The organism is Kitasatospora mediocidica KCTC 9733, from assembly GCF_000744225.1.
Classification (GTDB): Bacteria; Actinomycetota; Actinomycetes; order Streptomycetales; family Streptomycetaceae; genus Kitasatospora; species Kitasatospora mediocidica.
In genome coordinates this window covers 2,254,371-2,269,285 of sequence record NZ_JQLN01000005.1, presented here as the reverse complement: position 1 = coordinate 2,269,285, position 14,915 = coordinate 2,254,371, and the positions used below count along the sequence as shown (strand labels likewise).

Genomic DNA, 14,915 nt, shown 5'->3' with positions numbered 1-14,915 from the left:
CAACCCGTTCGCTCGCCGCGGTGTTCCCCCTGGGAGCGGCTGCTCCCCGGACCCGGGGAGCGAGATCGGAGGACGACGGATGGAACGCGACCGGGGCGGCGCCATCGCTCTGCTGGTGCTGCTGCTGGGGCAGGCGATGGCCAACATCGACCTGGCCGTCGTCAATCTGGCGGCGCCCGCGGTGAGCGTCGACCTGCGGGTCAGCAGCACCGAGTTGACCCTGATGGTGACGTCCTACGCGCTCTGTTCCGCGGTGCTGCTCGCGCCGGCGGCCCGGCTCGGCGAACGGCACGGGGTCCGCCGGGTGTACTTGTGCGGGCTCGGCCTGTTCACCCTCGCGTCGCTCGGCTGCGGCCTCGCCCCGGTGCCCACGGTCCTCATCGCCGGGCGCTGCGCCCAGGGTGCGGCGACCGCGCTGATGATCTCCCAGGTGCTCGTGGGCATCCACCGGTGGTTCAGCGGTCCGGCCCGGGCGCGGGCCCTGGGGTGGCACGCGCTCACCCTCTCCGGCGGTGCGGTGCTCGGGCAGGTGCTCGGCGGGACGCTGGTGTCGGCGAACCTCTTCGGCACCGGCTGGCGGGCGGTCTTCCTGCTCAACGTCCCGGTCGGGGCGCTGATGCTGGCCGCCGGCCTGCGGCTGCTGCCGCACGACAGGCCGTCGGGCGCGCGAGCCGTCGACCCGGGTTCCGACACGCCCGGTGGCCTGCTGCTCGGCGCGGCCACGCTGGCCGTCCTGCTCCCGCTCAGCCTCGAACACCCCTGGTGGCTCTGGCTGTTCCTCGCCCTGGTCGGCCCGCTGGGGGTGGCCTTCGTGCGCACCGAACGCCGCGTCATCGCGCGCGGCGGGCGGCCGGCCCTGGACCTGGCCGCCCTGGGAACCCCCGCCGTCCGCTGGTCCCTGCTCGCCTTCTGCGGAACCACGCTGACCTACATCGCGCTGCTCTACCTGCTGGCACTGCACCTGGAACAGCACCTGCGACTGCCCGCCTGGCAGGCCGGGCTGGTGCCGCTCGGCTGGGTGATCGCCTTCGGCGCGGCGGGATCGCTGCTGCCCCGCGCACCCCGCCGGCTGGCCCGCCGACTGCCGATGGCCGGCTGCCTGCTGCTGACGCTCTCGTACGCGCTGGCGGCCGTCGTCCCGGCCGGCCGGGGCCTGGCCGTCTGGCCGCTGACGGTGGTGCTCTGCGTCGGCGGGTTCGGCCTCGGACTCGCCCACACCTCGCTGCTGGTGCTGCTCACCTCGTCCGTCCCGGCGCGCTCGGCCCCCGACCTGAGCGGCACGGTCAACACGCTGTCGACCGTCGTCGGTGTCATCGGCGTCGCGGTCTTCGGCGCGCTCTACCCGTGGCTCGGCGGTCAGGCGTGGTCCGGGCCCGCCGGCTCCTGGCGGCTCACCTGCGGCGGACTGGCCCTGGTGGCCGCGGGCAGCGCCGTCAGCGCCCTCGCGGCGGTCCGCGGCGCGACAGCGTCCGAGGGCTCCGCCGACCCGACGGACCACCCGGCCACACCCCCCACGAACACCGACCCTCACAAGGAGCCACCATGTGGACTGCCGGAATCGCCTGGGACGGATCGGGCTACGAAGTCGCCTGCATAGCCACCGACGGGACGACCGCGCCGACCGCCCGCTTCCGCGCCGACGACGTCCCGGGCCTGGTGCGGCACCTCGGCGCCGTCTGCGGCGCCCAGGTGCTGGGCGTCGTCGACAGCACCAACGGACTGCTCGACGGCCCGCTGCGCGGCGCCGGCCTGCGGGTGCTGCGCGCCGACCCGTGGGACCTGCCGGCCCGTCCGGTCGCCGGCTCCGTGCCGGCGCTCACGCTGGCCCGTCGCGGGCAGGCGCAGGACCCGCGGCTGGTCGAAACCGACACCGCCTCGGGCACCCTGAAGGGACGCGATGCCGACCTGGCACGGGCCCAGCAACTGAGCGCACCGGTCGCGGACGCGCTCGCCCGCGAGGGCCTGTTCCTGGAACGCGGTCCCGCCGGACTGCGCCAGGTCGCCCTCACCTTCGACGACGGCCCCAGCGCGCCCTACACCGACCGCGTCCTGGACGTGCTGCGGGAGTACGCGGTCCCGGCGACGTTCTTCTGCGTGGGACTGCACGCCCAGGCCGCGCCCGCGGTCCTGACCCGGATCGCGGACGAGGGGCACTGCATCGGCAACCACACCTGGTCGCACCCCTTCCTGCCGGACCTGACCCGCGACGAGGTCCTCTTCCAGGTGGACGCGACCACCCGGGCGATCGCGGCCGTGACGGGCGAGGCACCCACCCTGGTCCGCCCGCCCTACGGCTCGCAGACCCCGGACGCGCTGGAGTGCCTGGCCGAGCGCGGGCTGACCACCGTCCTGTGGGACCGGGACACCACCGACTGGGCCCAGCCCAGCGCCGACACGATCACGGCCAACGCGCTCGACGGCATCGTCAACGGCTCGGTGGTGCTGATGCACGACGGCGGCGGCGACCGCTCCCAGACGGTGGCGGCCCTGCCGGTCATCATCGAGGCGCTGCTCGCCGCCGACTACCGCCTGGTGACGGTCGACCGGATGACCGCCGGCTGAGCGCCGCTGTCCTCACGCGTCGTGGAACACGAGCCCCAGCGCGTGCCGCCGCCCCGAACGCACCGTGCTCACCCCGTGCCGCACGTGCAGGGCGTTCCAGTCCCCCGGCCCGTACCGCAGCAGGATCTGCGCGGACTTGCCCTGCCCGGCCGCGTGACACAGCGCGATCCACTCCCCACAACCCCCCAACTCTGCGCCGCCCCCCACCACCCTGTCCGGCGGAATCCGGACATCACCCACCCACCCGCCGCCCCGACGACAGAAGCCCGGCCCCGCCAGTGAGTGGCGGGGCCGGGCTTCTCGTTCCACGACTGAGCCCCCTGTCGGATTCGAACCGACGACCTACGCATTACAAGTTTGCCCAACCGCCGTCCACCGTCGTCCGCGACGGTACGACGCCCAGTTCAGCGGGCCTGCATGGACTGCCACGGACCACCAGGGACGGCATGGACTGAGACCAGGATTGAGACCACCCGACCGTCCACGTTGCGGCGTCACGCCAGCCACGGTGCCGTGACCAACGACCGTGAGGAGCACGTCACGCAACCAGTTGCCTGCCGTCGTGGGCCCGGATCGCCGGATCCCCGGTGCCCAGCGCATCCCTCACGCGAATGGCGTACATCTCACCCATCCTTCCGAGAGCGTCATCAGGCGAGAGCCACTCGACAGCACTGGACTCGGACGACGTGCACAGCGCCCCTCCCGCAGGGCTGCACCGGAAGACCAAGGCAACGACGCCGAGCGACATGTTCTTGTAGACGCCCGTCAGACGTTCAACCACGACCCTGAGGCCGGTCTCCTCCTGGACCTCCCGGCGCACACCGGCCTCCACCGACTCGCCCAGCTCCAGTACCCCGCCGGGCGGCTCCCACGTGCTGTTATCCGCTCGGCGGATCACCAGCACCTTCCCGTCCTCCCGTACGACGACGCCAGCCACCGATACGGAGTGAAGCGGCGTTGACCGGCCCTGCCGAGTGCTGTTACTCATGTATATGAGCATAGGAGGTTCCACCCGATGAGGAGTGGAAGCACCCGCGAGACGTCCTCACCCCGGTACCTGCAGATTGCCGAGGAGCTCGCGGAGCAGATTGACAAGGGCATCTTGCCCCCTGGGGCGAAGATCCCCAGCGAGTCCGAACTGATGGACCGCTACAAGGTCGCACCAGGGACCGCCAGGAAGGCAGTGGCTGAGCTTCGGACAACCGGCCGGATTGAGACGCACCACGGTCGCGGGTCCTACGTGAAGTCACGTCCGCCCGTTGACCGCAGGTCATCCGACCGCTTCCGGCGTTCCCACCGGAACGCCGGCAAGGCGGCCTACATCGCCGAGACCGAGCAGGCCGGAGCCAAACCCTCGGTACGCGTCCTCTACATCGGCCCCACCGAGGCACCGGCAGACATCGCCGATCGACTCGGTGTCCCGCACGACGCGCAGGTGCTGGCACGGCGCAGGCTGTACTTCCGGGACGGCACGCCGACAGAGGAGGCAACCTCGTACCTGCCATGGGACATCGCGAAGGACATCCCGGAGCTGTTCTCGGAGAACCCCGGCGGAGGCGGGATCTACGCGCGGCTGGAGGAGAACGGCCACACCTTGGCGGAGTTCACCGAGACGGTGCGAGCCCGGCTGGCCACGAAGCCCGAGACCACAGCGCTGAGCCTCAGTCCCGGCACCCCAGTCTTCCACCTGACCCGCAATGCCATCTCCGAGGCTGGTCGCGTGGTCGAGGTCTGCGACACCCTGATGGCCGCTGACCAGTTCGTTCTGGACTACCGCATCCCAGCAACGGACTGACTCCAGCCCCCATCAGGGACCAACCCCCGCGCCAGGACAGGCGCGGGGGTTGACTTATATATAGGAGCAGGGCACTCTGATGCATGTCACTCCTATACATAAGTGCATGAGCACTTGTGTATAGGAGGCGCACCCGATAGGGCTGCTCTGACGTGCACAAACGCATGAATCAACAACTCAAGAGCGTGATCCACCACCGCAGTCCTACCGTGACCACGCCGGTCGGGGTGAGTGGAGACCAGTCGGTAGAGAAGGGGCCTACGCCCTGACACCTCGGTCCGCCCTTAAGACGGCGGGCCGTACATGGGACACGCAGCCGACTCAAAAGACCGACGCGGCTCAACTTAGCCAGCGACGACCTCCGGGAGGGATCTCCCCGGAGCGAGCTTGGACCCGCGTCCAGATGAGACCCAACCCCGCATCACCAGCAACCACGGCGCCCGACATCCCCACACAGCAGCTCACGTGCTGGCGGATGTCGGGCCCCGTGGCCGCTCGTGTCATTTCGAGCAGCCCGGCCTGACAGGTCGGGGCCGCCGCGTCTTCCTTGGCCGGAACGCGGCAGCCCCTCGGGCCCACCTACGACAGCAGAAGAGGTAGTCCCGTGAAGTCGATTGTTGCAGGACAGCGCGCCGTGTCGGCGCTGGAGTTCACCGAGCTGGCGCTCGGCGTGGATGCGGATCCGTTCGGCGCCCTGTTCGCCGGGGTGGCCGGCGAGTCGGCCGCCGACTGGGCGGCGCGCACCGACGTGGCGCGTGAGGTACTGGCGGAGCTGAGGGAGTCCGACCCGGAGTCGGCGGCCGTCGCGGCCGAGTTGCTGCGGAGTGCGCCGGTCCCGATCCGCCGTAAGTCCGCCGGCCGCCGCTCGGCCTGGTCGGGGGTGGCGGCATGAGTGACCACAGCACGAACGGCGGCTACGGCCACCAGCCGCTGCCCGCACCCCGGCCCACCCCGGGCACGCCGAGTGAGGGGAAGGGCCAGTGAGCCGGAAGGCGAAGGTCTTCATGGTGCTGGGCCTGCTGGCCGTGGTCGCCATGGCGTTCCGGGTCTCGTGGAACGCGTTGCGGGATGTGGCCCGCTCGATCGGGGCCGACCCGACCGCAGCGACCGTCTACCCGTTGGTGGTCGACGGGCTGATGGCGTTGGCACTGGTGGCGGCGCTGATCCTGGTCGGGTCCGACCGGCGGTTCGCGCTGCGGGTGCTGGGCGGGTACACCGCCGCCTCACTCGTCCTCAACTACGTGCACGGCCTGGTGCCCGCCCTGCACGGGGCCGGTCGGGCCCACTTGGCCGACTGGGCCCCCGCCAACTGGGCCCTGGTGCTGCTGGCCACCTCGCTGCCGGTCGGGTCCATCTTCTTCGGGTCGGACCTGGTCGCCAAGGTCCTGCACCACCGACCCGAACCGGCAGAAAACACCCAGATCAACCTAAATCGGTCGGTATCTGACCTGCGCGAACCCGCCGACGCCGCCCCGGACGAGTCGGTCTACGAGCCGCCCGCCCCGGCGCCGACCGTAGAGCCGACCGCCCCACCGATCGTCAGCCCGACCGCTGCGGTGGTCGCGGTGGAACCGCTACGTCTGGTCAAGTCCCCTGCCCGGCAGGGGAGTCGGGTGCGTCGGGCGACCGGGTCGGTACCGCAGTCGGCCCGCAGTGCGAAGCCGACCCGCACGCCTGAGGAACTGCTGTCCGAGGCCCGGTCGGCCACCGCCGACTGGTCGGACAAGCAACTGACGGCCGACCGGATCCGGGAGGCGGTCCGCACCTCGTCGGACAAGGCCCGCACCCTGCGCGACACCCTCAAGGCCGAGCGCACCGAGGTGGCAGATCGTCTTCTGCTGGGCGAAGGACTTCACCTTGCTGGCGCTGCGGCCGGCGCCTGATGGGCCGCCCACGGTTCTGGGACCCGGACGGGTCCCGGTTCGGGGGCATCCCCACCTTCCCCTGGCGGATGGCCCCCGACGGCTACCTGACCCGCCGCCAGTTGCGCGCCCATGGCCTGCGCCCGGGCGGGCAGCAAGTGGCCGCTCAGATCCTGTGGGCTTCCCGCCGCAGCAAGGGCGGCGTCCGAGCCGCTTACCTCTACCGCGCCGACCTCGCCAAGCCCGTCCGGCCGATGACCCCGGGCCGGGCGGCGGCACTGGCGAAGGCCAACCTCGCCCGGCGCACCTGCCCGCAGTGCCACCGCGACGCCGGATACGTCCTGCCGACCCGGTACGGCACCTGCCTGCCCTGCGCCGACAGCATTCAGATCGCCGCCTGAACCCCCAACTTTCCTGCACCGCAACCCTGTTACAGGAGCTGCCGTGAACACCGCCCGCGCTGCCCGCTTCGCCGCCGCCTACGCCCTGCTCCGCGCTGCTGCCGACGTCGCCGACCACTGGATCCAGAGCGACCACCAGGCCCGTGTCAAGGGCCAGCACGACCACACCGAGGGCCAGTCCAGCGCGGCCGGCCGCCGCGCCTGCGCCGCCCACGTCGCCACCTACACCGCCACCCAAGCCGCCGCCCTGCTCGGCGGGACCGCTCTGCTCGGCATCCGGCTGCGCCCGGGCCCGGTGGCCGCCGCCCTGATGCTCTCCGCCGTGACGCACTACGTCGCCGACCGGCGCGACCCGCTGCGCAAGCTGGCCGACGCCACCGGCAAGGCCAACTTCGTCCGGCTCACCGACCACGGCATGAACGGCGCCTACGCCCTCGACCAGGCCTGGCACCACGCCTTCGAGACCGCCGCCGTCCTCATCGCCTCCGCCTAGCCACCAGCCCCGGAAGGACCATCCGATGCCCGACGTCGAGATCCTCTCGTTCGGCTACCTGCACGGCGAACCGCCCACCGCACACATCGTGCTGGACCTGCGCCACCACTTCCGCGACCCGCACATCAGCCCCGAACTGCGCCATCTGACCGCGCACGACCAGGCCGTGCGCGACACCGTCGCCGCCACCCCCGGCATCGCCGAACTGGTACGGGCGACGGCCGCCGCCGTCGCGGCCTACCGCCTCGGCCCCAGCGCCACCGCACGGCCCCTGATCGTCGCCACCGGCTGCGCGGGCGGCCGCCACCGTGCCGCCAGCGTCGCCCTGGAACTCCAACTCCTACTCTCCAGTGCCGAGTTCGACTTGAGCGTCTCCGTCGCGCACCGCGACCTCGCCAAGCCCGTCGTCAACCGCTGAAAGGCCAGGCCACCACCATGTTCAACCGCGACCGCAAGTCCCCCTCCGACGCCGAGGTCAGCGACGCCGTCAGCACCGAGGTCGGCCGCCGCCGCGCCGTCGCCTTCGACCCCGACGCCGCCGCCATCCTCAAGACCAACGCGCTGGAGACCGCCTACAGCAAGAAGGCCGCCGCCCGCTTCGAGGCCGAGGTCGAGACCTACGCGGCGGTCAAGAAGGCCAAGGGCCAGGGCGGCCTGGGCAAGTTGTTCTTCGGCTGACCCCACCCGCCACCAGGACCAGTGCAACCCCGAGCATCCAACTTGCAAGCAGGAGAACCGACATGGGTAAGAAGAACCGCTCCGAGGTCAGCAACAGTGCCAGCTCCAACGTGAACGGCATGCTCATCCAGGCCCGCGACGTCACCATCCACGGCGACGTCCACAGCGGCACCGAGAACGTGAAGCAGGGCGACGTCCACGTCCACAACAGCGCCCCCGTCATCACCGGCAACGGCACCACCTACATCGCGGGCGACAACGCCGGCGGCATCCGCAAGACCTTCCGCTGACCCCCAGCCCTCGCGCACCCCGGGGCGGCCGCTCCTGCCGGCAAGCTGACCGGCCGCCCCGGGGCTCCACCCGCACATCTCTGTGAGGAAGGAACCACCAGTGAACCAGCCCCATCAGCCCAACCCGCACAACCCCGGCGGCGTGGTCGTGGACCTGGACAAGGCCCGGGCCGCCCGCACCACACCCGCGCTCGGCACCGGCCCGGTGGACGCCGTCCCGCCGGGCGAGGCGATCGAGGGCATCGTCCTTCCCTCGCTCGACCGCCCCGGCCTGCCGGCCGCTCCGGTGTGGGTGCGGGGCCGCCGCGCGGTGCGGGTGCTGCTCGCCCACGACCGCACCCGCACCACCGCCCAACTCACCGTCCGGCACAGCGCCTACGTGCTGGCCGGTGGCACCATCCTCGCCCGCCGCGCCTGGGACGGGCGCAGCACCGCCCGCTACGAGCGGATGATGCGCACCGCCGAGGCGGCCGGCCAGCATGAGGTGGCCCTTGAGTGGGAGATGCGGGCGGCGGCGTTCCGCAGTGCCCGTCACCAGCGCCGCATGGACCTGCTGAGGGCTCCTCAGCACCTGGCCAAGAGCGCTGCGGTCGGTACTGCGGCTACTACGGGCGGGCTGCTGTTGCTCGGGGTGGCGCTGGCGATCGCTGAGAAGAACATCGCCGACGTCGTGGCGCCGGTGATGACCGTGATCGAGGTGATCCGGTGGGCGGTGGTGTTCGTCAGCATCGTGTGGGGCCCGCTGCTGGCCGTCGGCCCCTGGCTTGGCCTGCTGGGCATGTGGGCCGTCGGCAGGCAGCGTCAGGCCGCGCCCGCCTGGACGCTGCCCGCCGCCGACCGCAGCACGTCCGACGCGCCGATCACTCCGTCCGTCGTGGTCACCGCGCTGCGCGACCTCGGGGTCGCTCAGCTGCGGGCCGCGATCCGGGAGATGGGGGACGCGGGGGCGGGGATGCTCGGTCCGATCCGGATCGCCGGGTGCGGGGTCGAGGTGGACGTCACGCTGCCGTCGGGGGTGTCGACGGATGAGGTGCAGAAGCGGCGGCGCAAGCTCGCTGAGAACCTGAACCGGCACGAGCACGAGGTGTTCATCTCGATCCCGCAGGCCGCTCGCACGGTGCGGCTGTGGATCGCCGACTCGGGGGCACTGGACGAGCCGATCGGCCTCTCCCCGCTGGTCATCGACCCCGACCTGAGCGCCGACCTGTACAACGGCCGGGCCCCGTGGGGGCAGGATCTGCGCGGGGACGCGGCGGCGCTGAGCCTGCTTCAGCGCCACCTGCTGATCACCGGGCTGTCGAACCAGGGCAAGACCGCCTCGCTGCGGGCGTTGGCGCTGTGGCTGGCGCTGGACAGCAGCGTGGAGTTCCGCATCGCCGACCTCAAGGGCGTCGGGGACTGGCGGATGTTCGACGGCCTGGCCACCGTCCTGATCCAGGGGCCAACCGATGACCACGTCATCGACGCCACCGAGATGCTGGAGGACATGGTCCGGGAGATGGAACGGCGCCTGGTCCTGCTGGAGCAGTCCGGCGCCACCGACGGCGTCACGCGGGACATGGCCCGCACCGACCCCCGCTTCCACCCCATCGTCGGCCTGGTCGACGAAGCGCAGGTGGCGTTCATGTGCCCGGCCGTCGGGGACGACAAGCGGCCGTACGGCGGGACGAAGGCCACCAGCCGCTACTACATGGCGGTCCGCAAGATCCACAACCAGGGCCGCGCGGTGAACGTCACCTTGTGGGAGGGGACGCAGGACCCGACGAACGAGAACCTGCCCAAGCTGGTCCGCGAGGGCGCGCACATCCGGGCCTCACTCGTGCTGGGCACCGAGGAGCAGGCCCGCATGGCCCTCGGGGACAAGGCCATCGACGGCGGCGCCGCCCCGCACAAGCTCCGCCAGGGCCTGGACAAGGGCACTGTGGTCGTCGCCGGGGACGGAGTGAAGCTCGCCCCCGGCCAGAGCAGCATCACCATCCGCACCCACTTCATCGACGGCGCGCGGGCCGCCGAGATTGCCGACCGGGCCAAGGCCCGCCGTGCCGGCGTCACCACCCTGACCACCGTGGCCACCACCGAGGGTGAGGCGGTGGACGCGCTCGCGGACATCGCCAAGGCCCTGGGCGACGCGCCCCGGGTCCGCACGCAGGAGGTGCTGCAGCGGCTGGCCGCCGCCAACCCGGGCGAGTACCGCGAGTGGACCTTCGGCGACCTCAAGCAAGTGCTGGAGGCGGCCGGGGCCGCGCCGTACAAGTCGGACGGACAGATGGTCGTCTCCCTCGCGAAGGTCATCGCCGCCCTCACCGCTCGGGACAGTGACGCCGCCGACGCCCCAGAGAGTGACTTTGCGTAAAGGGAGTCGTCAGGGAGGCAGGGAGTTCTCCCTCCCCGCCTCCCTGAACCCCCACACTGCCCCTGATCAGCGCGGATAACCGCAGATCAGGGTTCCAGGGAGGCAGGGAAGTGGCCCGCGACGGCCCCGAACGGGGCCCGTAGTGGGCATCCCCGGCCCCCGACCCTTTCCCTCCCCGTGACAGACAGCGACGCGCCCGCACCCTGGGCCCATCGGAGAGGAACCACCATGACCACCGCCGTCCCCGGCATCCGGCCGCTGGCCGCCACCCACTTCCGCGAGGCCCTTCAGGCCGCCGCCGACCACCGGCCGGCCGAAGCGCTCGCCGCGCTGATGCACATCGACCCCGCGTCCTGGGCCGCGATCGAGCAGCGCCTGAACGTGCTCGGCGCGGACGTCGTGGACGCTCTCTCGCTCGCCAGTGCCGGGAGCCGAGTGTGAGCGCCACCACCGACCTCGTGACCGCCGCCGTCCTGTTCGGCCCCGGCGCGGTCGGCCTCGCCGTCTACGCCGTGGCCACCCGGGGCGACAGCGCCCAGTCCGCCGCCGTGATGCGGATGCTCGACGAGAGCGCCGCCGAACGCGCCGTGCAGCTCACCGACGGGCCCGAGGGAACCCCGCCCGGCGACCGCGAACCCGCCCCCGAGGCCGCCCCCGCCCCGGCCGTGCGGCTGGCCACCGTCATCGACTTCCCCACCGCCCGCCGCGCCGCCTGACCGGGCGCCGTAACCGACACGAGGAGCGCCGCACCATGACCCCCGCCGACCAGCTCCAAGCCGCCGCTCAGATCCTCCGAGAGCGCGCCAACACCGCCTCCCAGCCCCACGGCCCCGTCTGGGTCTACCGCACGCGACACCCCGAATCCGGCACCGTCGAAGCGGGTCACCACACCCTGATCCACGGATCCGCCAACGGCGGGCGGATCCAGCCCTTCGTGGACCGCACCCACGGACAGTGGATCGCCACCGTGGACCCCGCCCTCGGCCTGCTGATCGCCGACTGGCTGGAGACCACCACCGCCGACGACCACGCACTCGCCGTCGCCGTCGCCGTCGCCGACCAGATCCTCACCGCCCCCATCGAGCCCCCGCCAACCCTGCCCCAGCCGCCCATCGCCCTGTGCGACCTGCCCGACTGCATCCTCGGCGCGGACCACACCAACCCCCACCTGCTGGTGCCTAAGCCCAAAAACCCGGACCACCCCGCCCAGTAGCGGCAATCCCATGGCGCCCGGCCTGGACTGGCGCGACGCACGGCACTTCGACCGCACCCGGGACCTGCCGTGCCGCTGGTGCGGCAGACCCACCCCGCTTCGCGACGACCAGCGCAAGCCCTCGCACAAGGTCTGCGCCGAGAACGCGATGAACGACAGCGGCGGCCCCCTTCCGGCAAGAACCGGGGCCGCCGCCAATCCAGCACCAGCTCTAGAGAACTGGAGACCCCCAGCATGACCCAACCGACCCACATCCGGGGAGAACACCTGACCACCGCTCTCTCCCTGGCGGCCGTCGGCGTTCCCGTGCTGCCGCTGCGCGCCGGAAAGGTGCCGTTCGGCAACTGCCGAACCTGCGCGGACAACGCGTGCGGCGGCCGGCCGAACATGAAGACCCCCGGCCCCTGCGTCTGCCCGGCCCCGTGCCACGGCTGGGCCGCCGCCACCACCAGCCCCGGCGCCATCACCTCCCGCCAATGGGAGCGGGCGTGGCGCGAGGCGGCGGCGGTGGCCTACCACCCCGGCGGCACGGGCCTGACCGTCGTCGACCTCGATAACGCGGACGCCATCGCCTGGGCGCGCGCCAACCTGCCCGCCCCCCGGACCGTGTACACCACCCGGGGCGAGCACTGGATCTACCGGGGCGCCATGCCCTCCGCCAACGCGGTGCGGCCCGGCGTGGACATCAAATCGCTGATGTCCTACGCCCGTTGGCTCGGCCCCGGCGAAGGCCCCCTCACGGCCCTGCCGGACGCCGTCCGGGCCCTGCTGGTGAAGGAACCCGTCCCGGCCCGCTCTGAGGCCGTCACGGTGCCCGCAGCGGCCCGGGGCGGGACGTGCCCCCACCGCACCCCGGCCTACCTCGAACGGGGCATCGCCATGGCGGAGCAGCGCATCACCGCGGCTGGCGGTGCGGTGCACGCCACCGTCTACGGGACGTTCCTGGCCGTGCTCTCGACCCACGGCCGCTGCGGGTGCCTGACCGAGGCACACACGCAGCGGCTGTTCACCGCCGCGCAGGCCAAGGGCGAATCGGCACGGCACTGCGCCGACGCATGGGGCAACGCTGTCCACAGGCTGGGGATGTAGCCGTGGCCGAGGACGAGAAGAACCCGGCCCGCGAGGTCATCGCCGAGTACGCGCAGGCCCACTTCCGGTACTTCCGCACCGCCGACGGCACCGTCTACGCCCAACGGACCGGGCACCCGGTGGCCCGGCCGATCCGCTCCCAGGGCACGACGGGCAGCCACCGCCAGGAACTCATGGTCGGCCTGTTCAAGGACGGGCGCGGCGTCTTCAACGGAACCGCCCTCAAGGAGGCGCTGGACTTGATCGAAGCACTTGCCCTGACCGAGGACGTGCAGCCCGTCCACATCCGCGTGGCCCCCGGGTTCGACGGGGCGACGTGGCTGGACCTCGGCCGCACGGACGGCCTGTCCGTCCGCATCCACCCCAACGGCTGGGACATCCTCACCCCCGACCCGCGCGAGGTCTGCTGGAAGCGCACCCAGCTCACCGGCGAACTCCCTCTGCCGGTCAAGGACACCGACGGCAAGGGCATCGACCTCCTGCTCAGGCTGACCAACTTCGCCAACGCCCAGACCGAGTGCCTGGCCCTCGCGTGGCTGGTCGGCTGCCTCGGCCCGTCCGTTCCGGTGCCGGCGCCGTTCCTCACCGGCCCGCAGGGCGCCGGCAAGTCCACCGGCGGGCGGATGCTGGTGAGGCTGGTCGAGGGCATGAGCGGTGACCTGCGCCGAGCCCCCAAGGACGAGGAGAGCCTCATCACGGCGGTGGCCGCCGGATGGATCACAGCCCTGGACAACCTGAGCCACATGACCCCCGAACTGTCGGACGCCATGTGCTGCATCGTCACCGGCGCCGAGAGCGTCAAGCGGGCCCTGTTCACCGACGGCGACGTCCACCGCACCAGCTACCGCCGCCCCATGCTCCTGACCGGCATCGACGTCGGCGTCATCCGCCCCGACCTCGCCGAACGCCTCCTGCCACTGCGCCTGGAGCGGCCCCGGGTCAGGCGCACAGAGGCGGAGCTGTGGGCGGAGTACGCCGAGGTACTGCCCGTCGTCCTCGGCTCGCTGCTCGATCTGACCGTCAAGGTCCGGGCCGCCGTCGCGGAGACCCCCACCGACCTGCGGATGGCTGACTTCGCCCACCTGTGCGCGCAGCTCGACGCCGCGACCGGCTTCGGGGCGCTGCCCGCGTACCGGGCCAGCCTGGACGACCTCAACGACGACGTGATCGAGGGCGACCTCCTCGCGCAGAGCGTCCTCAAGCACGCCGAGACCATCGCCCCAGGCGCGGCCCAGCGCATGACGTCCACCGAGTGGTTGCAGTGCCTGAGCCGCGTCTACAGCGGCGAGGAACTGCGTCCGCTGCCCAAGGGGTGGCCGACCACCGGCAAGGTGCTGTCCGACCGGCTGAAGCGCCTTCAACCGACTCTCGCGGCCCGGGGTGTGCTCATCGACACCGGCCGGACCTTCGAGGGCCGCTACCTCGAAATGGCGCGCCCGGCCGTCACGCCCCCGTTCCAGCAGCCCCCGCTGCACTGACCCACTCCGGGTCACGGCTGAACAGCAAGAAAAGCACCAGGTCGCCCCCGGATGGGTGCTCCTCTTGCTGTTCGGCGACGCCGCCCAAGGGTCGTGCCGCGCAGCGGCTCCTGCTTTCTCACTGAGAGGGCGCCGAACTACAACAGACACCCCCCTTTTTTCCTAAGTAGGAAGACGCTGCGTCATGTGCGTCATGCGGGACGGAAAACGGCCCCTGACCTGCGCCGCGAACCATGACGCAGACGGCGGATGCTGCGTCATCTTGCGTCATGTGCGTCATGCGATGACGCAGACCGTGACGCACCCATGACGCACACCCCGGCCGCTGCGTCATGCAAAGCCGCAGGTCAGACGCCATGCATGTCGCAGATGACGCAATGACGCAGAAATCCGAACCTCGGACAGCGCGCACACCGCGCGACTTCCCACCCTTGCACCCCCTTCCGGAAGCGCCTGCAGCCTTGGGAGTCAGTTTGAGCATCGCCACCATCACGCCCATCCGGGCCGTCCTCTACACCCCTGAGGAGGCCGCCAAGGTCCTCCGCATCAGCCGCTCGAAGCTCTACCAGCTCTTGGCCGACCACGAGTTGACCTCGATCAAGATTGGCCGCTGCCGCCGCGTCCGGCCGGCCGACATCGACGCGTACATCGAGCGTCAGGCCATCGCCGCAGCCGCCTGATCCACCACCGCATCCACGAGG

At 71.7% G+C, this 14,915-nt stretch carries 18 protein-coding genes and 1 pseudogene; 17 read left to right on the top strand and 2 right to left on the bottom strand.

Annotation, left to right across the window (positions count from 1 at the left end; genetic code table 11):
- Positions 1–79: 79 nt before the first annotated feature.
- Entirely contained in the window at positions 80–1,597 is a 1,518-nt protein-coding gene (locus BS80_RS24145) for an MFS transporter (protein WP_051966980.1), read from the top strand.
- On the top strand, positions 1,543–2,562 hold the full coding sequence (locus BS80_RS24140; RefSeq protein ID WP_035800555.1) for a polysaccharide deacetylase family protein: 1,020 nt from the start codon (positions 1,543–1,545) through the stop codon (positions 2,560–2,562). Before BS80_RS24145 ends, BS80_RS24140 begins: the two co-directional genes overlap by 55 nt.
- 12 nt (positions 2,563–2,574) lie before the next feature.
- On the opposite strand, the pseudogene BS80_RS24135 reads toward BS80_RS24140, so the two are convergent.
- Positions 2,575–2,736: pseudogene (locus BS80_RS24135) on the bottom strand (2OG-Fe(II) oxygenase); the annotation flags it as partial.
- Positions 2,737–3,100: 364 nt separating this feature from the next.
- The gene (locus tag BS80_RS24130) at positions 3,101–3,562 is read right to left on the bottom strand and encodes an NUDIX hydrolase (RefSeq protein ID WP_035800550.1); all 462 of its coding nucleotides are present in this window, start codon (positions 3,560–3,562) and stop codon (positions 3,101–3,103) included.
- A gap of 15 nt (positions 3,563–3,577) precedes the next feature.
- Between BS80_RS24130 and BS80_RS24125 the strand changes: the two genes are divergently transcribed.
- The 15 genes from BS80_RS24125 to BS80_RS24055 all read left to right on the top strand — a co-directional run bounded on the left by BS80_RS24125 (position 3,578) and on the right by BS80_RS24055 (position 14,894).
- A complete protein-coding gene (locus BS80_RS24125) occupies positions 3,578–4,357 on the top strand; it encodes a GntR family transcriptional regulator (RefSeq protein ID WP_035800549.1) in 780 nt (259 codons plus the stop codon).
- 604 nt (positions 4,358–4,961) lie between these two features.
- A complete protein-coding gene (locus BS80_RS24120; RefSeq protein ID WP_035800547.1) occupies positions 4,962–5,249 on the top strand; it encodes a hypothetical protein in 288 nt (95 codons plus the stop codon).
- Between the two features lie 88 nt (positions 5,250–5,337).
- Entirely contained in the window at positions 5,338–6,240 is a 903-nt protein-coding gene (locus BS80_RS24115; RefSeq protein ID WP_035800545.1) for a DUF2637 domain-containing protein, read from the top strand.
- Positions 6,240–6,620 carry an RRQRL motif-containing zinc-binding protein gene (locus BS80_RS24110; RefSeq protein ID WP_035800542.1) on the top strand — a complete coding sequence of 127 codons (381 nt, stop codon included), beginning with the start codon at positions 6,240–6,242 and terminating at the stop codon, positions 6,618–6,620. Before BS80_RS24115 ends, BS80_RS24110 begins: the two co-directional genes overlap by 1 nt.
- A gap of 43 nt (positions 6,621–6,663) precedes the next feature.
- Entirely contained in the window at positions 6,664–7,113 is a 450-nt protein-coding gene (locus BS80_RS24105) for a hypothetical protein (protein ID WP_035800539.1), read from the top strand.
- 25 nt (positions 7,114–7,138) lie between these two features.
- Positions 7,139–7,531 (top strand): RapZ C-terminal domain-containing protein, encoded by a 393-nt coding sequence (locus BS80_RS24100; protein WP_035800537.1) that lies wholly within the window; start codon positions 7,139–7,141, stop codon positions 7,529–7,531.
- Positions 7,532–7,548: 17 nt separating this feature from the next.
- Positions 7,549–7,791: a hypothetical protein gene (locus tag BS80_RS24095; RefSeq protein WP_035800535.1), complete on the top strand. Its 243-nt coding sequence runs from the start codon at positions 7,549–7,551 to the stop codon at positions 7,789–7,791.
- Between the two features lie 62 nt (positions 7,792–7,853).
- A complete protein-coding gene (locus BS80_RS24090; protein ID WP_035800534.1) occupies positions 7,854–8,081 on the top strand; it encodes a hypothetical protein in 228 nt (75 codons plus the stop codon).
- 205 nt (positions 8,082–8,286) lie between these two features.
- On the top strand, positions 8,287–10,434 hold the full coding sequence (locus BS80_RS24085; protein ID WP_083975369.1) for an FtsK/SpoIIIE domain-containing protein: 2,148 nt from the start codon (positions 8,287–8,289) through the stop codon (positions 10,432–10,434).
- A gap of 228 nt (positions 10,435–10,662) precedes the next feature.
- Entirely contained in the window at positions 10,663–10,875 is a 213-nt protein-coding gene (locus BS80_RS24080) for a hypothetical protein (protein WP_035800533.1), read from the top strand.
- Entirely contained in the window at positions 10,872–11,150 is a 279-nt protein-coding gene (locus tag BS80_RS41085; protein WP_035800532.1) for a hypothetical protein, read from the top strand. Before BS80_RS24080 ends, BS80_RS41085 begins: the two co-directional genes overlap by 4 nt.
- A 35-nt stretch (positions 11,151–11,185) precedes the next feature.
- Positions 11,186–11,647, top strand: a complete 462-nt coding sequence (locus BS80_RS24070) for a hypothetical protein (protein ID WP_035800530.1) — start codon at positions 11,186–11,188, stop codon at positions 11,645–11,647.
- A 234-nt stretch (positions 11,648–11,881) separates the two neighbouring features.
- Positions 11,882–12,736: a bifunctional DNA primase/polymerase gene (locus BS80_RS24065; RefSeq protein WP_035800528.1), complete on the top strand. Its 855-nt coding sequence runs from the start codon at positions 11,882–11,884 to the stop codon at positions 12,734–12,736.
- 2 nt (positions 12,737–12,738) lie between these two features.
- A complete protein-coding gene (locus BS80_RS24060; protein ID WP_035800526.1) occupies positions 12,739–14,214 on the top strand; it encodes a hypothetical protein in 1,476 nt (491 codons plus the stop codon).
- A gap of 473 nt (positions 14,215–14,687) precedes the next feature.
- Positions 14,688–14,894, top strand: a complete 207-nt coding sequence (locus tag BS80_RS24055; RefSeq protein WP_035800525.1) for a helix-turn-helix domain-containing protein — start codon at positions 14,688–14,690, stop codon at positions 14,892–14,894.
- The last annotated feature ends 21 nt before the right edge of the window (positions 14,895–14,915 follow it).